At 68.9% G+C, this 20716-nt stretch carries 22 protein-coding genes and 1 tRNA gene; 12 read left to right on the top strand and 11 right to left on the bottom strand.

Going from position 1 to position 20716, the window contains the following annotated elements:
• Positions 1-171 precede the first annotated feature (171 nt).
• Both gatD and ABY42_RS12525 read left to right on the top strand, forming a co-directional pair.
• Positions 172-1419: a Glu-tRNA(Gln) amidotransferase subunit GatD gene (gene gatD / locus ABY42_RS12530; RefSeq protein WP_050459661.1), complete on the top strand. Its 1248-nt coding sequence runs from the start codon at positions 172-174 to the stop codon at positions 1417-1419.
• Between the two features lie 4 nt (positions 1420-1423).
• Positions 1424-2332 (top strand): GNAT family N-acetyltransferase, encoded by a 909-nt coding sequence (locus ABY42_RS12525; protein WP_050459660.1) that lies wholly within the window; start codon positions 1424-1426, stop codon positions 2330-2332.
• Positions 2333-2367: 35 nt separating this feature from the next.
• On the opposite strand, the gene ABY42_RS12520 is transcribed toward ABY42_RS12525, so the two are convergent.
• Together ABY42_RS12520 and carA are read right to left on the bottom strand one after the other, a co-directional pair.
• Positions 2368-3405: a PAS domain-containing protein gene (locus tag ABY42_RS12520; RefSeq protein WP_050459659.1), complete on the bottom strand. Its 1038-nt coding sequence runs from the start codon at positions 3403-3405 to the stop codon at positions 2368-2370.
• A gap of 178 nt (positions 3406-3583) precedes the next feature.
• Entirely contained in the window at positions 3584-4666 is a 1083-nt protein-coding gene (gene carA, locus ABY42_RS12515; RefSeq protein WP_049905075.1) for a glutamine-hydrolyzing carbamoyl-phosphate synthase small subunit, read from the bottom strand.
• 97 nt (positions 4667-4763) lie between these two features.
• On the opposite strand from carA, the gene ABY42_RS12510 reads away from it, so the two are divergent.
• The 4 genes from ABY42_RS12510 to ABY42_RS12495 all read left to right on the top strand — a co-directional run bounded on the left by ABY42_RS12510 (position 4764) and on the right by ABY42_RS12495 (position 7011).
• Positions 4764-5177 carry an Lrp/AsnC family transcriptional regulator gene (locus ABY42_RS12510; RefSeq protein WP_004042482.1) on the top strand — a complete coding sequence of 138 codons (414 nt, stop codon included), beginning with the start codon at positions 4764-4766 and terminating at the stop codon, positions 5175-5177.
• Between the two features lie 72 nt (positions 5178-5249).
• A complete protein-coding gene (locus ABY42_RS12505) occupies positions 5250-5819 on the top strand; it encodes an NUDIX hydrolase (protein ID WP_004975027.1) in 570 nt (189 codons plus the stop codon).
• Positions 5806-6225, top strand: a complete 420-nt coding sequence (locus tag ABY42_RS12500) for a desampylase (protein WP_050459658.1) — start codon at positions 5806-5808, stop codon at positions 6223-6225. The genes ABY42_RS12505 and ABY42_RS12500 overlap by 14 nt, the downstream gene beginning before the upstream one ends.
• 87 nt (positions 6226-6312) lie before the next feature.
• The gene (locus tag ABY42_RS12495) at positions 6313-7011 is read left to right on the top strand and encodes an SDR family NAD(P)-dependent oxidoreductase (protein ID WP_050459657.1); all 699 of its coding nucleotides are present in this window, start codon (positions 6313-6315) and stop codon (positions 7009-7011) included.
• Positions 7012-7038: 27 nt separating this feature from the next.
• Here the strand turns inward: ABY42_RS12495 and kynU are convergent, their stop codons facing one another.
• Complete coding sequence (kynU, locus tag ABY42_RS12490) at positions 7039-8310, bottom strand: kynureninase (RefSeq protein WP_050459656.1); 1272 nt, start codon at positions 8308-8310, stop codon at positions 7039-7041.
• Positions 8311-8394: 84 nt separating this feature from the next.
• Here kynU and ABY42_RS12485 point away from each other — a divergent pair, with 84 nt between their 5' ends.
• A complete protein-coding gene (locus tag ABY42_RS12485) occupies positions 8395-9423 on the top strand; it encodes an alpha/beta hydrolase (protein ID WP_082220678.1) in 1029 nt (342 codons plus the stop codon).
• A gap of 6 nt (positions 9424-9429) precedes the next feature.
• Here ABY42_RS12485 and ABY42_RS12480 read toward each other — a convergent pair whose 3' ends face one another.
• The 7 genes from ABY42_RS12480 to ABY42_RS19455 all read right to left on the bottom strand — a co-directional run bounded on the left by ABY42_RS12480 (position 9430) and on the right by ABY42_RS19455 (position 16351).
• The gene (locus tag ABY42_RS12480; RefSeq protein ID WP_050459655.1) at positions 9430-10470 is read right to left on the bottom strand and encodes an AIR synthase family protein; all 1041 of its coding nucleotides are present in this window, start codon (positions 10468-10470) and stop codon (positions 9430-9432) included.
• A gap of 314 nt (positions 10471-10784) precedes the next feature.
• Complete coding sequence (locus ABY42_RS12475) at positions 10785-11735, bottom strand: alpha/beta fold hydrolase (protein ID WP_050459654.1); 951 nt, start codon at positions 11733-11735, stop codon at positions 10785-10787.
• A gap of 95 nt (positions 11736-11830) precedes the next feature.
• Positions 11831-14050 carry an amino acid permease gene (locus tag ABY42_RS12470; protein WP_050459653.1) on the bottom strand — a complete coding sequence of 740 codons (2220 nt, stop codon included), beginning with the start codon at positions 14048-14050 and terminating at the stop codon, positions 11831-11833.
• Entirely contained in the window at positions 14047-14508 is a 462-nt protein-coding gene (locus tag ABY42_RS12465) for a universal stress protein (RefSeq protein ID WP_004975045.1), read from the bottom strand. Before ABY42_RS12465 ends, ABY42_RS12470 begins: the two co-directional genes overlap by 4 nt.
• 194 nt (positions 14509-14702) lie before the next feature.
• Positions 14703-15098, bottom strand: coding sequence for a hypothetical protein (locus ABY42_RS12460; protein ID WP_050459652.1), 396 nt, complete (start codon positions 15096-15098; stop codon positions 14703-14705).
• A 90-nt stretch (positions 15099-15188) separates the two neighbouring features.
• Positions 15189-16208, bottom strand: a complete 1020-nt coding sequence (locus tag ABY42_RS12455; RefSeq protein WP_050459651.1) for a YeiH family protein — start codon at positions 16206-16208, stop codon at positions 15189-15191.
• Entirely contained in the window at positions 16205-16351 is a 147-nt protein-coding gene (locus tag ABY42_RS19455; RefSeq protein WP_156037881.1) for a hypothetical protein, read from the bottom strand. Before ABY42_RS19455 ends, ABY42_RS12455 begins: the two co-directional genes overlap by 4 nt.
• 208 nt (positions 16352-16559) lie before the next feature.
• On the opposite strand from ABY42_RS19455, the gene ABY42_RS12450 reads away from it, so the two are divergent.
• The 4 genes from ABY42_RS12450 to ABY42_RS12435 all read left to right on the top strand — a co-directional run bounded on the left by ABY42_RS12450 (position 16560) and on the right by ABY42_RS12435 (position 19829).
• The gene (locus ABY42_RS12450) at positions 16560-17186 is read left to right on the top strand and encodes an adenylate kinase (RefSeq protein ID WP_050459650.1); all 627 of its coding nucleotides are present in this window, start codon (positions 16560-16562) and stop codon (positions 17184-17186) included.
• A 121-nt stretch (positions 17187-17307) separates the two neighbouring features.
• Entirely contained in the window at positions 17308-18228 is a 921-nt protein-coding gene (locus ABY42_RS12445; RefSeq protein ID WP_004975060.1) for a DUF106 domain-containing protein, read from the top strand.
• 150 nt (positions 18229-18378) lie between these two features.
• On the top strand, positions 18379-18957 hold the full coding sequence (gene cmk / locus ABY42_RS12440; protein WP_050459938.1) for a (d)CMP kinase: 579 nt from the start codon (positions 18379-18381) through the stop codon (positions 18955-18957).
• A gap of 2 nt (positions 18958-18959) precedes the next feature.
• On the top strand, positions 18960-19829 hold the full coding sequence (locus ABY42_RS12435; RefSeq protein WP_050459649.1) for an RNA-guided pseudouridylation complex pseudouridine synthase subunit Cbf5: 870 nt from the start codon (positions 18960-18962) through the stop codon (positions 19827-19829).
• A gap of 12 nt (positions 19830-19841) precedes the next feature.
• On the opposite strand, the gene ABY42_RS12430 is transcribed toward ABY42_RS12435, so the two are convergent.
• Positions 19842-20126, bottom strand: a complete 285-nt coding sequence (locus tag ABY42_RS12430; protein WP_050459648.1) for a hypothetical protein — start codon at positions 20124-20126, stop codon at positions 19842-19844.
• Between the two features lie 173 nt (positions 20127-20299).
• Here ABY42_RS12430 and ABY42_RS12425 point away from each other — a divergent pair.
• Positions 20300-20370: transfer RNA gene (locus ABY42_RS12425), tRNA-Pro, on the top strand.
• The last annotated feature ends 346 nt before the right edge of the window (positions 20371-20716 follow it).

Raw genomic sequence — 20716 nt, 5'->3', positions numbered from 1 at the left:
CCCTCGTTTCGCTCGGTCGGTTCGGTTGCGCTCCAGTCGCCGTACCGAGTCGCGAGCGAAGCGAGCTACTCGGCTTTTTCCCTCCAGGTTTTTGCCGTGAGCGGGTCGCCTCCGGCGACCCCGAACGGTAAAAAGGTGGGTTTGAAGTCTGCCCCCACGGTATCCCGCGATATGAACGCAGGGGACCGCGTCCGCGTCACCCGCGCGGACGTCACGAACGAAGGCGTACTCATGCCGTCTTCCACCGAGGACCACCTCGTCGTCAAGCTCGACGGCGGGTACAACGTCGGCATCGCCCGCGAGGGAGCCGACGTGGACGTGCTCGAAACCGACGTGTACGACATCGAAGACGCACAGTCCGAGGGCGACGGCACCTCAGAAATCGAGTTCGACGACGACCTCCCGACCATCTCGCTCATCTCGACCGGCGGGACCATCGCCTCGACGGTCGACTACCGCACGGGCGCGGTGACCGCGCAGTTCGACGCCGAGGACGTGCTCCGGGCCGTCCCCGACCTCGCGGGCCGGGCGAACTACCGCGGCCGCGTCGTCGCCAACATCCTCTCGGAGAACATGACGACCGACGTGTGGGTCGACCTCGCCGAGGCCGTCGCCGAGGAAATCGAGGCCGGGGCCGACGGCGTCGTCGTCATGCACGGCACCGACACGATGCAGTTCTCCGCGTCGGCGATGTCGTTCATGCTCGACACGCCCGTCCCCATCGTCTTCACGGGCAGTCAGCGCTCGGCCGACCGCCCCTCGTCTGACAACGTGATGAACGCCGTCTGCGCCGTCGAGGCCGCCAAGGCCGACGCCGCCGAGGTCATGGTCTGCATGCACGCCTCGGAGTCCGACGACGTCTGCGCGCTCCACGAGGGGACGCGCGTCCGCAAGAACCACACCTCCCGGCGCGACGCGTTCGAGACCGTCGGCGCGAAGCCGCTCGGCGAGGTCGACTACGAGGCCGAGGAGGTCACGTTCCGCCGCGACTACGCCCCCCGCGGCGAGGCCGACCTCGCGCTCCACGCCGACATCGAGTCCGAGGTGGAACTCGTGAAGTTCACGCCGGGGATGGACCCCGCGGCGCTCGACTACCTCGACGGGAAGGCCGGCGTCGTCATCGAGGGGACGGGCCTCGGCCACGTCCACACCGACCTCATCCCGCGGTTCGAGGAACTCGTGGAAGACGGAACCACCGTCGCCATGACCTCGCAGTGTCTCGACGGCCGCGTCTGCGACCGCGTCTACGACACCGGCCGCGACCTGCTCGACGCCGGCGTCGTCGAGGCGGGCGACACGCTCCCCGGCACGGCGAAGGTGAAGCTCATGTGGTCGCTCGCCAACCTCTCCGACCCGGCCGGCGCGATGGGCCGGAACCTCGAAGGCGAGCTGACCCAGCGCTCCGTCCCGTGGGAGTGAACTGATGGAGATTCGACCCGCCCGACCCGAGGACTACGACGCGGTCGCCGCGTTCACCCGCGACACGTGGGCCGACCGCGGCGGGTCGGACTACATCCCCGACATCTACCACGACTGGATTTCCCCCGGCGAGTTGGACCAGGCGACGCTCCTCGTGGACATGGGCGAAGAGACGCCCTCCGACGACGTGGCCGCCATCGCGCAGGTCGTCATGCTCTCGGAGTACGAGGGCTGGGCGCAGGGCATGCGCGTCGCGCCCGACTACCGCGAGCGGGGGCTCGCGACCCGGCTGTCGCACGCGCTTCTCGACTGGGCGCGCGAGCGGGGGGCGCGCCGCGTCCGCAACATGATTCACTCGTGGAACGTCCCGAGCCTCGCCAACGCCCGCACGGTCGGGTTCGACCCCGGCGTCGAGTTCCGCTGGGCGACGCCCGAACCGGACGCGGCCGCCGAGCCGGAGACGGCGGTCGGCGACGACGCCGACGCCGCGTGGGCCTACTGGACCGGGTGCGAGGCGCGAACCGCGCTGTCGGGGCTCGCGCTCGACCCCGTCGAGTCGTGGGCGCTCTCCGAGCTGACCCGCGCACGCCTCCACGACGCCGCGGCCGACGACCGACTATTCGTCGTCGGCGACGACCGCGCGACAGGCTTCACCTACCGGAACCGAACCTACACCCGCGAACGCGACGACGAGGGCGAGGTGACGTGGGCCGAGTACGCGGTCGCCGCGTGGGACGACGCGCCGGCCTGCGAGTCGCTGTTGGACGCGGTTCGACGCGACGCCGCCTCGGTCGGCGCGGACCGGACCCGCGTCCTGTTCCCCGAGCGAATCGATTGGATTTCCGACGCGTCGCTCGCCCGGAGCGACCTCGCGGAGGAACCGACGTTCGTCATGGAAGCGGACCTCTCCTGACCGGCGCGTCTCGTTCGCTCTCGGCCGAACGCGGCCTACTTCCACACGACGCCGCGGACTTCGAAGCGCGCGCCGCCGAGTTCCGAGTCGGCCACGTCGAGTTGCCACCCGTGGAGGTCCGCGATTCGCCGGGCCGTCGAGAGGTGAAGCGAGTCGTAATCGACGCCGAGCAACTGGTTCGGGCTCGGGGCCGTCGCCGCGCGCTCCTCGGACGACGGGCGGGGGCCGTCGTCGTCGACGTAGAACCCGTCGGCGGTCGTCCCCACGACGACGCTGGAAGGCGGCCCGGGCAAGGCGTTCCGCTCGAAGCAGTTGGTGAGTAGCGCGACCAACAACAGCCCGAACAGGTGCGTGTCGGCCAGGAGCGACCCGTCGCCGACAACTCGGTAGGTGGCGTCGTTCGCGCCGTCGAGCGACGCGACGGCCCACGCCTGCGCGACGTGCTCGCGGAAGCCCACGGGCGCGAGGTCGAGCGTGCTCGGTTGTTCGGCGACGTCGATGCCCCACTCGACGAGCGACTCGATGCGCGAGAGGCTCTCGAACAGCGCGGCGGCGTCGTCGCCGTCGACCGAGACGAGCCGTTCGGCCGACTCGGTAGCCGACGCGAGGTGGGCTTTCAACTCCGAGGCGAGCCCGCCGACGAGCGCCGCGAGATGTTCGTTCTTCTCGTTGACCTGCAGCTCCGCGAGCCGCCTGTCGGTGATGTCGAGGTGGATGACGAGCGCGAACTCCCCGTGTCTCGGCGTATCTATCGGGACGACGCGGAGCGAGAACCAGCGGTAGACCGCGGGCGAGTGACACGGGTACTCGGCGGTGAAACAGTCGCGGTCGCCGCGGAGCACCGCGCGGATGCCGTCGGCGACGACGCCCGCGATCTCGTCGCTCTCGCGGGCCGCGTCGCACACGTCGAGGTAGTTGACCCCCGTCGAATCGGGGTCGCCGGCGTACCCGTTCTCGTCGGCGAACGTCCGCCACGCCCGGTTCGTGTAGACGATATCCCCGTGCCTGTCGAGAATCGCCACCGTCGCCGGGAACTCCTCGAACCCGCGTTCGATGAGCGATACGTCGTCCATTATAGGTGAGAATACGCCGGGGAACAGTTTGACAGTTTCTACCACATCCGGTCCGAAATGCGAATCCCGTTGCTCGTGGGGGAAACGCGCCGAAAAATCGGTGTTCTGTCGCCGGCGGTCGGGGTGCAGTCGACCGGGGCGTCTGGAATCGGGCTAGTAGAAGTCGCGGTCGGGGTGGTCAGTCCGAGGGAGCGACTCGGGGCTTATGCTCGTTTCCCTCTGTACCCGCCATGGCGAGCACGTCGTCGAAGAAGCCGAGCGAGTCGTGGGGGCCGGGGTGGGCTTCGGGGTGGTACTGGCGCGTGATGACGCTCAGTTCCTCGCTGGCGAGGCCTTCCGCGGTGTCGTCGTTGACGTTGACCTGCGTCACGTCGAGTTGGTCGCCGGGGTCGGCGACGGTGTAGCCGTGGTTCTGGGTCGTCATGACGACCTTTCCGCTCTGGAGGTCGCGGACGGGCTGGTTGACGCCGCGGTGGCCGAAGGCCATCTTCTCGGTGGTGCCGCCGAGCGCGCTGGCGACGATCTGCTGGCCGAGGCAGATGCCCGCCAGCGGGACCTCGCCGGCGAACTCCTCGACGAGGTCGCGCGTCGCGGTGTAGTTCTCGGGGTCACCGGGGCCGTTGGAGATGAACAGCACGTCGGGTTCGAGCGCGGTCACGTCCTCGGCGTCCGCGTCGTAGGGAAGCACGTGGACCGTCGCGCCGCGGTCGACGAGGGAGTCCACGATGGAGCCCTTCGCGCCGCAGTCGACGAGCGCGACGGTGGTGTCGCCGTCGCCCTCGAACGTCGTCAGCTCGGTCGTGGTGACCTGCGCGCCGATGTCGACGTGCTCGCTCATGCCCTTACACTGCGCGAGTTCTTCCTTCGCGTCCTCGGGGGTCACGTCCTCGCCGACGGCGATTCCGACCTTCATCGCGCCCTCCTCGCGGATAGACGTGACGAGGTCGCGCGTGTCGAGGTGGTCGACCGCCGGGACGCCCTCGTCGGCGAGCCACTCGACGACCTCCTCGGTGAACTCGCGTGCGACGGCCGCCCGAGGGTGGACCCGGTCGGACTCGAATCGCTCGGCTCGGACGCCGTAGTTCCCGATGAGGGGGTACGAGAAGGTGAGCACTTGTTCTTCGTACGAAGGGTCGGTCAGACTCTCTTCGTATCCCGTATATGCGGTTGTGAACACCAGTTCACCGCGTGTGCGCCCCGGAACACGGCCACGCGCTTCGACCACGCGACCGTCTTCCAGCGCCAGATAGGCGTCCGACATTACGAGAAACGAACGGAACACGGGTGCATAAGTGTTACTTTCGAAGTCGAGTTACGAAATTCGTAATCGGTAAGTCGCTGGGGACGGCACGTGAGATATGGACGAGCTTGACCGACGCATCCTCGATATCCTTCGACGGGACGCTCGGACCCCCAACACGGAGATTGCGGCCGAAGTCGGGACCTCCGAGGGGACCGTCAGGAACCGCGTCGAGCGGTTGGTCGAGGAGGGCGTCATCGAGCGCTTTACGATTTCGACCCGCACGGGGAACCTGAAGGCGATGATAGAGGTGACCGTCGCGGTCGACGTCGACACCAACGACGTGTCCGAGCTGATGGCCGACTGGAAGGACGTGGACTTCGTCTGGCAGGTCTCCGGCGAGGAGGACATCGTCCTCGTCGTCGACGCCGCCGACACCCGCGCCGTCAACGACCTCATCACCCGCGCCCGCGAGCACGACGACGTGAAGAGCACGAAGACCCGCCTAATCCTCGACGAGCGCCTCGGCTAATCCCGCGCCGCCGCCGCGTGGTCCGCGGTTCGCATCGAAGCTTAGTTGACCCCCGACTCCGACGGAAGGCACATGAGCAACGCAGCGGCCGACGAGGCTACTGAACTCCACAAGAACGCAGCGCAGGACGTCATCGCCGTCGACTCCGACGACAACGCCGAGGGGACGGTCAACCGACTCGACGCCCACACGGGCGACGGCATCCGCCACCGCGCGTTCACCTGCCTCGTGTTCAACGAGGAGGGACAGATACTCCTCGCCCAGCGCGCGCCCAACAAGCGCCTGTGGGACACCTCCTGGGACGGCACCGTCGCCTCCCACCCCGTCGAGGGCCAGACCCAAGAGGAAGCCACTGAAGAGCGCCTCGAAGAGGAACTCGGCATCTCGCCCGACCAGTACTCCGACCTCCGCGTCACGGACAAGTTCGAGTACAAGCGCTACTACGAGAACGCCGGACTGGAGTGGGAGGTCTGTGCCGTCCTGAAGGTCACGCTCGAAGACACCTCCCTCGACCCCGACGAAGAGGAAATCGCGGGCATGCTCTGGGCGGATTACGAGCACCTCCACGACAACCCCGAGTGGTACCGCCAACTGCGTCTCTGCCCGTGGTTCGAAATCGCCATGCGCCGTGACTTCGAGTAGGCTCTCGCTCGCGGTCGACGCGCGGCAGTCGGTTCTCTCGCACGCCCGCGAGGGAGCCGCCAGCGACCCGCCCGCGGAGGTCTGCGGCGTCCTCGCCGGCGACGGCGACGCGCGCACCGTCACCGCCGCCCACCCCGTTTCGAACGTCGCCGACGACCCGCGGGTCGCCTACGAACTCGACCCCGAGGAGACGGTTTCGATTCTCGAAGCCATCGAGTCCGCGGGCGACGACGCGGTCGGCTTCTACCACTCGCACCCCGAGTCCGACCCGGTCCCGAGCGCGACCGACCGGGAACAGGCGTCGTGGCCGGGCTACGTCTATCTCATCTGCTCGCCCGACGGCCGGATGACCGCCCAGGAGTGGACCGGCGACGAGTTCGGCGAACTCACTATCGCGGTCGAGTGACCCGTCGACCTCCCGAACCTCGCCGGTACGCCGCGACCGCCGGCACGCTTCGGTGAGAATATCCTTTCTCAGTTCACAGACGCAGCCATGGAACCCGACCGCTACGACGACCTCGACGGACAGGTCGCGCTCGTCACCGGCGCGAACCGAGGCATCGGCCGCCAGATAGCCGAGAACCTCCGCGACCGCGGCGCGACGGTGTACGCGGGGTCGCGCAGCGTCACCAACGAGACGCCCGAGGGCACCGAACGCGTCCTCCTCGACGTGACCCAAGAAGGCGACATCGAGGAGGTCGTCGACGGCGTCTTCGCCGACCAGAACCGCCTCGATATCCTCGTCAACAACGCCGGCGTCGGCGGCGAGGGCGAGGACATCGTCGCCGAGTCGACCGAGCGAATCGACCGCACCCTCGGCGTCAATCTCCGCGGGCCGATGCTCCTGTGCAAGCACGCGGTTCCCCTCCTCCTCCAGTCCGACGGCGGCCGCGTCGTCAACGTCTCCTCCGGGATGGGCGCGCTGGGCGAGGGGCAGTCCGGCGGGTCGCCCGCGTACCGAATCTCGAAGACCGGCCTCAACGGCCTCACCGCCTACCTCGACGGCCAGTACGGCGACGACGGTCTCATCGCCAACTCGGTGTGTCCCGGCTGGGTCCGCACCGACATGGGCGGCGAGGAGGCGAACCGGCCGGTCGAGAAGGGCGCGGAGACGCCGACGTGGCTCGCCACGTTCAAGCCCGGCGCGCCCGCGGGGAAGTTCTGGCGCGACAAGGAAGTCATCGACTGGTAAGCGACCGACTCCCCGCCGCCGCGACCCTCACGTGACGCCGCCGCTCTGCTTCTCGAACGCCTCGTATTCGTCCCCGTCCAGAATCTCTCGGAAGTGCTCGACCGCCCGGTACACGTCCTCGAAGCCGACGTAGGCCGGCGCGGGAGCCATCCGGACGACGTTCGGTTGACGGAAGTCCACGATGACGCCCCGTTCCTTGAGCGCGAGGCTGACGCGGTAGGCCTCGGGGTGTTCGACCGCGACGTGGCCGCCGCGGGCCGCGGGGTCACGCGGGGTGCCGACCTCGCACTCCGGCAGTCGCTCGTCCACGAGGGCGATGAGGTAGTCCGTGAGCGCCAGCGACTTCTCGCGGAGGGCGGCCACGCCGCCGGCGTCCTCGACGACGTCGAGCGCGCCGTCGAGGGGGGCCGCGGACAGCACCGGGACCGTCCCCGACTGGAACGCGCCGGCCGACTGCGCCGGCTCGTAGGTCATCGCCATGTCGAACTGCGTCTCCTTGTCGTTGCCCCACCAGCCGGCCAGCGCGGGCGTGACGCCGAAGTGGCGCTCGTTGACGTAGAGGCCGGCGATGGAGCCGGGGCCCGCGTTGAGGTACTTGTAGTGACACCAGACGGCGAAGTCCACGCCGACCTCGGAGAGCCGGTGCGGGACCGCGCCGACCGAGTGCGCGAGGTCGAAGCCGGCCAGCGCGCCGGCCTCGTGAGCGGCTTCGGTGATGGCCTCGACGTCGAACAGCTGGCCGCTCCGGTAGAGGACCGAGGGGAGAAACACCATCCCCACGTCGTCGTCGATGGCGTCGAGCACGTCCTCGGTCTCGATGGTCCGCCCGTCGCGGCTCTCGACCACGCGGAGCGCCTCGTCGGGGTCGCGGCCGGCGTGCCGGAGTTGCGCGCGAATCGCGTAGTGGTCCGTCGGGAAGTCGAGGTCGTCGACGACGATGTTCTCGCCGCGGGCGGGGTCGTAGAACGTCCCGACGAGCGCGTGGATGTTGACCGTCGTGGAGTTGGCGACGACGACCTCCTCGGGCGTCGCGCCGACGAGCGGGGCGAGTCGCTCGCCCAGTCGCTCGCCGTAGGTGAACCACTCCGGGTCGGCGTCGGTCCACCCGCGGATGGCGAGGTCGCGCCACTCGTCGACGACGCGTTCGAGGGCCGCCTCCGCGTCGACAGACAGCGGGCCGAGCGAGTTGCCGTCCATGTACAGTTCGCCCTCGGGGACGTAAAAGCGGTCTCGGAGGTCCGAAAGCGGGTCCGCCGCGTCCATCTCGCGGGCGGCCTCGACGGTGGGGTCGTCGGTCATACGCGTGTCGAAGCGCCGGCGCGACAAGTAGATTCACGACCCGCACGGCGTGGTGTTTTTCACGGTCGCCCGCGGCCCACCGGTATGGCTCTCTTTGACGGTGACTCCCGACGCGACCCCGAGGACGATTCTAACGGCTCGTCCGCCATCGGTGTCGCCGACCGCGCGGCCGACCTCGACCCGCAGGCTCACGCGGCCGTCGCCGAGGTCGAGCGTCTGGGCCTCCCCGAGTGGTCCGCGCTCGGCGTCGAGAGCGCCCGCCGGGTCGAAGACGAGGTGTTTTCGGCCGGCGACGCGCCCGAGGTCGCCCGCGTTACGAACTTCGCAATCTCCGGCGAGGGCGGGGACAGGGCCGCCTCGACCCACGAGATTCCGCTCCGCGTCTACCACCCCGAATCCGGCGAGACGCGTCCCGCGCTCGTCTTCTTTCACGGCGGCCTCTGGGCGATGGGCACGCTGGACTCCATCGACGGCGTCTGCCGACGGCTCGCGGTCCGCTCGGGCCGCGTCGTCGTCTCGGTCGACTACCGACTCGCGCCCGAACACCCGTTTCCCGCCGGCCTCGACGACTGTGTGCGGGCGGTCGAGTGGGTCGCAGAACGCGGTGCGCCCATCGGCACAGACTCCGACCGAGTCGCCGTCGCGGGGACCAGCGCCGGCGGGAATCTCGCGGCCGCCGTCTCCCTCCACGCCCGCGAGTTCGACGGCCCGACCATCGAGAGACAGGTCCTCCTGTACCCGATGACCGACTGCTCGGCCGACCACGACTCGCTCCGGGAGAACGCCGACGGCCCGCTTCTCACCCGCCGCGACGTGCTGTGGGCCCACGACACCTACCTCCGGAACCCGGTGGACCGCTACAACCCCTTCGCCGCGCCGCTCCGGGCCGACTCGCACGCCGACCTCCCGCCGGCGCACGTCGTCACCGCCGGCTTCGACCCGCTTCGAAACGAGGGCGCGGCCTACGCATCGGTACTCGACGCCGCGGGAGTCGACGTCGTCCACGACCACGAGGCCGCCATGCCGCACGGCTTTCTGAGCCTCGCGGCCGACGTCGACGCGGCGGACGCGGCGCTCGACCGGGTCGCTGACGCGCTGGAAAACGAGGGGTGAGTCTGCTTATTCGTCGGCACCCGACTGCTCGGCCTCGCGGGCGAGCCGGTCGTAGGCGGCCCACGAGGGGTCAACGTCGGGGTGCTCGATGCGCTCGCCGTCGACGACGACGCCCTCGCCCGCGACGACGGTGCCGGCGACGCCGACGGGGGTGCCGCGGGCGTCGAGCGCGGCGACCACGTCGTCCGTGACGTCGGGGTCCGTGGCGACGACGAGCGACCCGGCGGTGGTCGAGCGCCACGGGTCGATGCCGAGGAAGTCGCAGGTCTCGCGGACGCCGGGCCGGAACGGGATGCTCGACTCGTCGATTTCGAGTTGGACGCCCGCGCTCTCGGCGATTTCGTTGAGCGCGCCGTGGACGCCGCACTCGGTGGCGTCGTGCATGGCGTGGACGCCGCGGCCGCCGGCGGCCGAGACGGTCATCGCGTCGCGGACCGCGTCGGTCTCGTCGAGTCGCGCCTGCGCGGCGGCGAGCACGTCGTCGTCGAGGTCGGCGAAGGCGTCCGGAAAGAGCGTCGTCAGGAGGCCGGTCGCCTCGACGCCGGGGCCCTTCGTCACGAGCACGTCGTCGCCGGGTCTCGCGCCGTCCGGGCGGACCACGTCGTCGTGGTCGCCGACCGCGAGGGCGGTCGCGCCGCCGACCCACGGGTACGAACAGCCGGCGTAGCGGGCGGTGTGGCCGGTGACGATGCTGACGCCGAGGTCGTCGGCCTCGTCGTGCATCGCGCCCCAGAGTTCGGCGAACTGCTCGTCCGTCATCTCGGGCGGGAGGGTAAAGGAGACGGCGAGGTGCGAGGGGTCCAGCCCCGAGACGGCGATGTCCGAGAGGACGATGTCGATGGCGAACCGGCCCGCGCGCTCGAAGCCGAGCGCGGGGAGCACGGAGACGGGGTCGGTCGCGATGGCGACGGCGGTGCCGTCGATGTCGAGGAGGCCGAAGTCGACGCCGTGGGTCGGGCCGAGCGCCACGTCGTCGCGGGCCGCGCCCAACCGCGGGTAGATGTACTCGTCGAAGAACTCGCGGTCGACCTTTCCGAGGTCGGTCATACGCGACCTGCGGGGGCCGCGAGTAAGAACGTACTCATCCGGCGACGACGGGTCCGGCCCGGTGGGGTTCGAGGCCCGGTCGTGGGCGCAGTCGCTCGCCGGTCGAAAGGTGGGACGGTCCCCCGTCCCTGCTCATGAAGAGACGCGGAGACGGTTCGAAGGGGCATGGAAAGTCCCACCACCGGACTGCTCCCGCGTCGATTCAACGTGCACGCCGGACGTACAAGAACCTCGCTAAGTTCCCTCGATGGACCTATATAGCTTCAACGAGCAGCCGGCAAATACTGCTCATTAATCAAAATCGCCGGCGGAGCTCAGACCGGGCGATGGCCCGCCTCGTCGGGGGTGTTGTTCGGCGTTCGCCACGCGTCGTCGAGGTGTTCGACGAGCGCGCGGGCGACGGCTACCGGCTCCTCGTGGTGGACCCAGTGGGTCGCCTCGTCGAACGTCTTGAGGTGGCCGTCCTCGCAGAACGCGAGGCTCTCGCGCGCCATCTTCGGCCGGAGGAACCGGTCCCGGGTCCCCCAGACGACGAGCGTCGGGGGCTCGACCGTCTCGACGCGGGGTCGCGGGCGCTCGCGGGCGACCGCCCGGTACCAGTCGACCATCGAGCCGTAGGCTCCGGAGACCGACCACGCGGCGCGATAGCAGTCGAGGTCGGTCGCCGAGAACGTGCCGGGAAGCGCGGTGCCGGTCATCGTCCGCTCTAAGACGGCCCAGTCGCCGACGGGGGCGACGAGCTCGGGGAGCTTCGGCAGTTGGAAGAACAGGACGTACCAGCTCCGGAGCTGCTGGGCCGGGTCGCGTCTGAGGTGGCGGGAGAGCACTACCGGGTGCGGGAGGTTCATCGCGGTGAGAGAACGCACCCGGTCGCGGTGGTGGAGCGCGGTCCACCACGCCACCGCGCCGCCCCAGTCGTGACCGACGACGTGGGCCTTCTCGTGGCCGAGCGCGTCCGCGACGCCGACCACGTCGTCGGCGAGTTCGTCGATGCTGTACCACTCGACGCCCGAGGGGCGGTCGCTCAGGTTGTAGCCGCGCTGGTCGAGCGCGACGACCCGGTAGCCCGCTTCGGTCAACGGGCGGAGGTAGTCCGCCCACGCGTACCAACACTCCGGAAAGCCGTGGAGGAGGACGACGAGTTCGCCGTCTTCCGGTCCGGCTTCGACCGCGTGGAGCGTGACCTCACCCGCGTCGATGCGGCGGCTCGTCGCCTCGACGGACAGCTCCGCGTCGTCGCGCGACAGCCCCGATTGCTTCGCCATACCCCCCGCTACGGCGGCGAAGGACAAATGTGCCGCGGCGACGCGAGAGGCCATCGGCGGCGAGAAAACGGGTCGGTTCCGCGGCGCCCTTCGGACTACCCGAACAGGCGCTCCCTGATGCTCCGCGAGCGACTCCGCTCGGCCAGGAGGACCGAACACTCCACGTCGTCGACGACGTCCATGACGACGGTGCCGCGGACGAGCCGCGAGAGGAGGCCGCGTTCCGTCGCGCCGACGACGAGCAGCGACGCCTCGGTCGCGTGCGACTCGATGGCTCTCTCGACGTCGCCGGTCTCGACGGTGAGCGTGGCGTCGCCGAGACCGCGCTCGTCGGCCCACTCGCGGAGGAACTGCTCACCCGCTTCCCTGTCGTCGGCGACGTGGAGAAGCTCTATCTCCGCGTCGCAGAACTCGCGCAGGACCGAGGCGATAGACGCCGAGAGGTCGGAGTCCGGACCGCCGGCGGTCGGCACGAGCACGTGCGAGGGGTCGAACCCGCGGTCCTTCAGCACCAACACGTCGTAGGGGAGCGCGTGCGTTATCTCCTCGAACGCGCTCTCGGCGCGGCCGGGCGACCCGTGGCTGTCGGGGCCCCAGCCCATGACGACGAGGTCGGCGCTGTAGGTCTCCGCCGCGTCGAAGACCTCCTCGAACGACCGGTGAGAGAGGACCGTGTGGGTCTCGATGTCCACGCCGAGTTCGTCGGCGTCGACGCGGGCCTGTTCGAGCAGGCGGTCGGCCTCGGCGAAGTCGTACTCCTCGCGGGCCGATTCGAGCGCGGTCTGGTCGGGCACCTTCACGATGTGGACGCCGACGAGCGTCCCGTCGTTGGCCTTGGTGACGGCCCCGGCCAGCGAGATGAGGTCGCGCTCGCTTTCGGGGTTCGAGAGGGGGACCATGACGCGATAGCCGCCGTCGGGCTGGACCGACGTGGCGGCCGAGACTGCGGCATCCGGGAGCTGTTCCGACTGCTGGAGCAGGTACTTCCCGAGGATGCCCTGTTTCGTCGCCCTGGTGCGGGCGTAGGCGGCGTACCACAGCATGGCGAACACCACGAACCCGGCAGCGAGGAGGACGATGTTGTTGGCGAAGAAGGCGATGAGGGCGAACGACGTAATCGCCCCGAGGATGGGGGTGATGGGGTACAGCGGAACCCGGTAGTCCGGCTGGTAATCCTCGGGGTCGGACACGCGCATCACGATGAGCGCAACGTTGAGCAGCCCGTAGATGATGAGGTGGAGGACGCTCCCGGCGTTCGCGAGGGTGTTGACGTCGGCCAGCAGGATGAACAGGAGGATGAACCCGCCGGTGATGGCGATAGAGCGGTACGGCGTGCCGAACCGGGGGTGAATCTCGTTGAGTTCCTCGGAGACGATGCGGTCGCGCCCCATGGCGAAGTTGATGCGCGAGGAGGCGAGAATCGAGGCGTTCGCGGACGAGGCGGTCGCGAGGAGGCCGCCGAACAGCATCGCGCCCGCGCCGACCGGACCGATGAGGAGCCGGGCGACGTCGACGACGGCGGTGTCGTTTCCGGCGACGAGGCTGTTGTCCACGGCGGCCAGCACGGTCAGGAGGACGAGCGCGTACACCACCGTCACGATGACGACGCTGCCGAGGACGGCTCGCGGGAGGTTCTTCCCGGGGTTCTTGATCTCCTCCGCGACGGAGGTGATCTGGACGAATCCGAGGTACGAGACGAAAATGAGGCCGGTCACGGGGAGGAGCGGCGACACGCCCTTGTCCGGCGGGACGAACGGTCGGAGTTTTGCGAGGTCCGCGTTCAGCAGTCCGAAGACCGTGAACACGGCGAGGATGGCCAACAAGATGAGCACGATGGCGTTCTGTAGCTTCCCCGTCTCCTTCGCGCCGACGTAGTTGATGAACACGAAGAGGAGACCGCCCGCGAGGGCGACGAGTTTCACGCCGGAAACCGTGATACCGCCGAGGACGAGGCTCGGAATGGGGAGGAACGTCACCACGTACTGACCGAACCCGGTCATGTAGAACGCGGAGGCGAACGCGAGCCCCATCCAGTTGCCCCACCCGGCGACGCTGCCGAACAGCGGCCCGAGGGCGTGGTTGATGTAGTAGTACGCGCCGCCGGATTTCGGCATCGCGGTGCCCAGTTCGCTGGCGGACATGGCGGTCAAGAGCGCGATGACGCCGCCGAGGACGAACGCGGCGGCCGCGAGCGGCCCGGCCTGTTGGACCGCTGCCCCCGGAAGCACGAAGATGCCCGCGCCGATCATCGTCCCGATACCGATAGTCAACGCCGCGAGCGGGCCGAGGTCTTTGGCGAGTTCCTCGTCCGTCATGTTTCACCGTCTTCGTCGGCGTCGTCCGCCGGCAGCACGACCACGGGACGGTCGCTGTGCCGAATCAACTCCTCGCGGACCGCGCCCGAAAAGAGGTCCCACCACGAGCGGCCGCCGCGCGGGGTGAAGACGATGGCCGTCGCGTCGGCCTCACGAGCCGCTTCGAGAATGGCGTCGCCGACGTCGGTCGCGAACCGGAGGTCGGTCTGAAGTTCGATGCCGGCGTCGTCCGCGGCGCGGCGGGCGATGTCGAACAGTTCGTCCGCGACCTCCTCGCGCTGTTCGACGCCGGCTTTGTCCGGCGCGCCGCCCGCCTTCTCGATGACGTGGACGACGGAGGCCCGACCATCGGCCGCCGCGATGCGCGGGAACGCGGTGGCACAGGTGGTATCGGCGTCGTCCGCGTTCGCGAGCGGGAGCAGCGGGCGAGAGAACAGCGACTCGACGTGTTCAGTCATGTGTCGGACCTGCGAGAGTGGAGTAAGGGAGGCGATTCCACCCGGCGGAACGGGATTGTGCCGGGGCGAGCGAGCCCACTTCACAACGTGACCGTCGGGAATTCATGCGCGGAGGTTGTGCGGCAATAGATTTAGAAGTTCGCAAACCGGGGCACAGCGTCGAATCGAATCGAACGCGGAGGGAACCCGCCCGCTCAGACGGCGGTGACCCACGCCCGGTACGCCTCGTCGCGGCCGTAGACCGCCTGAAAGACGCGGTCTGCGAAGCCGGCGAGGCGGTTCGCGTCCGAGCGGGCGGTGATGCGGACGTTCGTCCCCTCGGCCTCCTCGGGGCTCTCCAGTTGGTCGATTCGGAACTCGGGGAACTCCGCGAGCAGCCCCTTGAGCCGGTCGAGTTCCTCGTCGGTCACGTCCATGTTGAACGTCTGGTCGGCGAACTGAATCCACGGGCCGGGCCCCTCGCCGTCGACGTCGGCGAGGCGTTCGGCCTCGATGGTGAGAAAGGCGCTGCCGCGGTCGCGGTGCGCCGACACGGCGTCGGCGAAGAGCTTTCGGCGCTCGCGCGCGGTGTCGGCCTCGAATCGGGTCATGCGACTTGCTACACGCGCGCGGTACAAAAACGGCCCGCGTCGGGGCGGTGAGTCCCGGACCGCGGAGCGACCGGAACGGCCGTCAGCGCGTCAGAACAGCGCGAGAACCGCGACGAGCGCGAGCGCGCTGATGGTGAGCAGTTGCAGTCCGAGGACGGCGAGCGGAGCCGCGCCCGTCTGTCGCATCGCGTCGAGCCGAACGTCGAGTCCGAGACCGACGAACGCGAGCGCGAACAGGGCGTCGCTGGCGGTGCCGACGGTCGCGAGCGTCGCCTCCGAGAGGAGGCCGAGGTTGGCGACGGCGGCGACGGCGACGAAGCCGACGAGGAACCGGGGAACGCCGTCGAAGACGGCGCGCAGACCGGTGGCTGCCTCCTCGGCCCGGCCGGCGTAGCGAACCGCGTAGGCGACGGCGACGAAGCCGAGCATGGAGTTTCGCGCGAGTTTGGTCACGGTCGCCCAGCGACCGGCGACCTCGGAGTGGGCGAAGCCGGCCGCGGTGACGGGGCCGGTGCTGAACATGCTCAGGCCGGCCCAGATGCCGAACTGACGGCCGGACAGCGGAAGCAGGTCGCCGGCGATGGGGAACACCGCGAGGGTGAGCGCGTCGAACAGGAGGACCGCGGCGACGACGTGGGTGAGGGACTCGCCGTCGGCGTCGATGGTGCCGGCGATGGCGGTGGCCGCGGAGACGCCGCAGACGCTCGCGCCGGCCGCGAGGAGCGACCCGGTCTTGTCGGCGAGGCCGAACACGCGGCCGGCGACGGCCTCGACGAGGAGGACGCCGGCGGCGACGGTGACGACGACGAGCGCGACGAGCACCGGCCCGGAGGCGACGAGTTCGTCGATTGCGATGCGAGCGCCGAGCAGGACGATACCCGTTTCGAGGAGGAGCTTCTGCGTGTCGACGCCGGGGCGCGCCCAGTCGGGAACGCCGACCGTGTTGGCGACGACGGCCCCGAAGAGCACGCCGAGCAGGAGCGCGTTGACGCCGGGGACGAAGCCGGCCACGAGCGCCGCCGCCCCCGCGAGGACGACGAGGATGCCGACGCCCGGTGCGAGTCGCGCGAGCCGGCCGATGCCGGCGTCCGAGCTCTCCCCGACGCTCACGGCCCGAGCGTCGCGAGGACGGTCACGACAACGAGCCCGAGGGCGGTCGCGCGCCAGCCGCGTTCGAGCGTACACCACAGACCGTACGCGCGCTCGACGGTGGCCGCGCCGAACGCGTCGCGCATGAGGGACGAATCGCGCATCTGTCGGTGCCACGAGGGCCGCGCCGTTGAACGTGTCGCTTCCGTCTGCGAAACCGGCAACAAAACCCGCGAACAGCGCGGTGGGACGGCCGTGAGAGCTGTAGAACGACGAACAAGGAGCAACATTGTCTCGTTCCTCTGACCGCCGCCGTCGCAGAACTCAGTACGTATCTTCAACACTATATGCTCTCGCCGGATGGGGTCAGATATGGGAAAGCGCATCCTCCTGCTCGGAGCGCCGGGCGCAGGTAAGGGCACACAGTCGAAGCGACTCGCCGAGACCTACGGCGTCGAACACGTCACCACCGGCGACGCGCTGCGCGCGAACAAGGACATGGAGACCGAGTACGGGACGCCCCGCTCGTTCATGGAGAAGGGCGAACTCGTCCCCGACGCGGTCGTCAACGAAATCGTCGAGGCCGCGCTGGAAGACGCCGATGGCTACGTCCTCGACGGCTACCCGCGGAACCTCTCGCAGGCGGAGTACCTCACCGAGATCACCGACCTCGACGCGGTCATCTACCTGAAGGTCGCCGAGTCCGAGCTCGTCGAGCGCCTCACCGGCCGCCGCGTCTGCGACGACTGCGGCACGAACTTCCACGTGAAGTTCAACCAGCCCGAAGCGGAGGGCGTCTGCGACGACTGCGGCGGCGAACTGGTCCAGCGCGACGATGACACCGAAGAGACGGTCCGCGAGCGCCTGTCGGTGTTCAAGGAGAACACCGAGCCGGTCATCGAACACTACCGCGACGAGGGCGTCCTCGTCGAGGTCGACGGCGAACAGACCCCCGACGAGGTCTTCGAGGACGTTCAGGTCGTCGTCGACGACGCGTAAGCGCGCACTCGGAACGACGTTTTTCACCGACTATACTCGGAGCGCCGGCGCTGTCGCCGGCGCGCCCGCTCTCGTCTCCAGAGTAAAACCTTGATAACAGCCGGTTGCTAAAGGGCCGGTAATGGCACGAATCGAATCTCGGGTGCGCGACCTCGTCGGCTCCGACGCCGACATGCGCGCCGCCGTCGAAACCGTCATCGAACGGGCGGACGACGGAGAAGTCGAGTGGGCCGACGTTCGCGACGAGCTCACGAGCGGCCAGTGGGGTCGCCTCATCGAGAAAGGCATCCTCGTCGACGGCGACGAGGGGTTCCGGCTCGCCGACGCGGCGGAGACCCGCGCCGGCCTCGAAGACGACACGTCCGACTCCGGCGGCTCGTCGTCGTCCTCGTCGGTCGATACCGACACCGGTGACTCCTCGTGGTCGAAGTACGACAAGGGCGCGGCCGTCGTCACGGTCGGCCTGTTCCTCGGCTACTCCGTCTCCGAGGTCCGGAACGTCATCGGCGGCGTGATGGACGTGGCGCTCGGCCCGCTGGCCGACATGCTCCCGTTCTACGCCGTCGTGATGGTCCTCGCGCTCGCGACCGGACTCTACTCCACGCTCCTGCAGGCGAACCTCATGGACATGGAGAAGATGGGCATGTATCAAGAGCGGATGAAGGACATCCAACAGCGACAGAAGGACGCCAAGGAGCGCGGCGACGACGCGGCGCTCGAGAAGATTCAAGAAGAGCAGATGGAGGCGATGGGCGACCAGATGGGCATGTTCAAAGAGCAGTTCCGCCCGATGGTCTGGATCATGTTCCTCACCATCCCGGTGTTCCTCTGGATGTACTGGGCCATCGGCGTCGGCGGGGGCTCCGACCCGCACATCGTCACCGATAACATCGTGCTCCCGCTCGTCGGGTCCGTCGAGTGGAAGCAGGGTGTCATCGGCCCGATGCAGGCGTGGATTGTCTGGTACTTCCTCTGCTCGATGGGCTTCACCCAGATCATCCGCAAGAGCCTGAACATCGACATGTCGCCGTCGGCGTCGTAAGCCGACCCGAGCGACTCGAAACGACTCCGTCTCTCTCTCCGTTTCCGCGTCTCACCACCCTCGGTTCTCTCCCACTCTCCCCCGTGAGAAGCCTCCGCAGGGGCCGTCGGCAACGATAACACCTTTTAGCCGACCGCACGCAGCATGGATATGTTACTGACCGTCTCCGGACCACCGGGCAGCGGGAAAAGCACGACCGCCGCCGCGCTCGCCGAGGCGTTCGACCTCGAACACATAAGCGGCGGGGACATCTTCCGCGAGCTCGCCGCCGAGCGCGACATGACCGCCGTCGAGTTCAACAAACTCGCCGAGGAGGACGACCAAATCGACCGCGACCTCGACCGCCGCCTCCGCGACATCGCCCTCGACCGCGACGACGTGCTCCTCGAATCTCGCCTCGCCGGCTGGCTCGCCGGGGACGCCGCAGACCTCCGCTTTTGGCTCGACGCCCCCGTCGACGTTCGCGCCGAGCGCATCGCCGACCGCGAGGACAAAGCGCCCGACATCGCCCGCGAGGAGACGACGACCCGCGAGGCGAGCGAGGCCAAGCGGTACGACGCCTACTACGACATCGACATCACTGACCTCTCTATCTACGATATCGCGCTCAACACCGCCCGCTGGGGGCCCGACGAGGTGACGGCCGTCTGCATCGCCGCGGTCGACTCCTACGACCCCGAAGCCGACGAGGGCAAGTACCCGGTCGACGGCGTCCGTTACGACTTCTGACCATGCTCCGAGACCCGCCCGAACACCGGAGCGTCGACGACCTGCTCTCGTTCGGCGTCGTCAACCTCGACAAGCCGCCGGGGCCGTCGGCCCACCAAGTCACCGGCTGGGTCCGCGACATGGCCGACGTCGACCGCGCCGCTCACTCGGGGACGCTCGACCCGAAGGTGACCGGCTGTCTCCCCACGCTCCTCGGCGACGCGACCCGCATGGCGCAGGTGTTCCTCGAAGGCTCGAAGGAGTACGTCTCCGTGCTCGAACTCCACGGGCCCGCGCCGGCCGACATCGACTCGACCGTCGCCGAGTTCGAATCGAAGCTCTACCAGAAGCCCCCGCGGAAGTCCGCCGTCTCGCGCCGCCTCCGCGTCCGCGAGGTGTACGACCTCGACCTCCTCGAAGTGAAAGACAGACAGGCGCTGTTGCGCATCCGGTGCGAGTCGGGCACGTACATCCGGAAACTGTGTCACGACCTCGGACTCGCGCTCGGTACCGGCGGCCACATGGGTCACCTCCGCCGGACCGCGACCGACCCCTTCGACGACGCGGACCTCGCCACGCTCCACGACCTCACGGACGCCCTCGCGTTCGCCGAGGAGGGCGACGAGTCGTGGCTCCGCGACGTGGTCTCGCCCGCCGAGCGGGCGCTGTCGCACCTCCCATCGGTCACCGTGGCCAACAGCGCGGCCCGCGAGGTCGCCAACGGCGCGCCCGTCTACGCGCCCGGCGTCTTCGACGTCGACGCCGACGCCTCCCGCGGCGACCTCGTCGCCTGTTACACCGACGACGGTTCGGCCGTCTGTCTGGGCGAACTCGTCGGCGACGCGGACGCCGACGCCGGCGAGGTCGTCTCGCTGGAAGCCGTGTTAGTCTGAGGCCGCTTCGCGCTACTTTCTCCGGCGCTTTTTCTCCGCGTCCGCGAGCGTCTCCGCCTGCTCGTTGACCGACGCGACCTCTCGTTTCGCGTCCGACTTGTCGAGGTCGTAGACGTAGCGCCACGACGCCAGCGGGTAGCCGTGGGACTCCTCGGGGCGCTCCGCCGACGGTTCGGACTCGGAACCGCGGCGAATCGACCACCACCGGAGGCCTGCGACGCCCACCGCGAGGAGGACGAGGAGCATCGCGACGAACGGGAGGAGTCCGAGCGGGACGCTCTGGAGGGACGTGAACATGCGTTGTCATTACTTCCGAGGCGGCAAAAGCGTACTCGTGGGGCGGAATCGGTTTCTTGGCACCGTTCGAACCGCACGACGACGGTGCGATACCGTGGCACGCCAGCTCTTCGCGTCGCCGCGACGAAACGAAGGGCTTAACCGCGAGACACGCATCGCTTTGAATGCACCCCGGGACCGTGGGGTAGTGGTATCCTCTGCCGATGGGGTCGGTAGGACCTGAGTTCGACTCTCAGCGGTCCCATACTTTTGCCGACGCAACACGACGAGCCGTGAGTCCGTCAGGACTCCGGCGAGACCCGCGCGTCGGGTGACGTATGGACGGAGCTGAGCGTCGAGCCCGGAAGTCGCAGCCCGCGAGCGAAGCGAGCGGGACCGTCTTCCGACGTTCGACTCTCAGCGGCCCCGTACCACCGTTTTACGTCGTCGACTGTCGCTCTGCGAGCGACAGTCTCCTCGCAAAAAGCTGTCCTCGTGAGCGACAGCGAACGAATGCTCGTGAGACGCCTCGCGTCTCACGGTGGACCAAAAACTCCCCGCGAGGGCTCGCTCTGCTCGCCTCGCGGTGCAAGAATCGAGTGCGCCTGTGT

The organism is Haloferax gibbonsii (assembly GCF_001190965.1).
In the GTDB taxonomy this organism is placed as follows: Archaea; Halobacteriota; Halobacteria; order Halobacteriales; family Haloferacaceae; genus Haloferax; species Haloferax gibbonsii.
The sequence above is the reverse complement of the archived record's forward strand: the minus strand, read 5'-3'. Positions and strand labels throughout refer to the sequence as shown.